At 28.6% G+C, this 273-nt stretch carries 1 protein-coding gene; it reads left to right on the top strand.

The features are described 5' to 3' along the window. Positions 1–273: M23 family metallopeptidase (locus tag SCA31_RS23410; RefSeq protein ID WP_410699414.1), on the top strand; the 273-nt coding region annotated here is incomplete at both ends.

The raw sequence follows: 273 nt of genomic DNA, 5'->3' as shown, positions 1-273 counted from the left end.
GTAATAATGTAAATAAAAATAGATTTCATAGAACCCTTAGGTATAATAATAGTCATCCTAAGGGATATTATCACACAGGCACAGATGTATTAACAAGTCTTGACACAGAATTAAAATCAATGCTATGTGGAGAAGTTGTTGAAGCATTAGATACTAAGGGTGATCTTGGGAAAATAGTAACCATTAAATCAAAAGATAAAAATGGTAAATTTATCTGGATAGGATATTGTCATTTAAATTCATATTCTGTATCTAAGGGACAAAAAATAAAAC

The organism is Chryseobacterium sp. SIMBA_028, assembly GCF_046535285.1.
Lineage (GTDB): Bacteria > Bacteroidota > Bacteroidia > Flavobacteriales > Weeksellaceae > Chryseobacterium.
The sequence above is the reverse complement of the archived record's forward strand: the minus strand, read 5'-3'. Positions and strand labels throughout refer to the sequence as shown.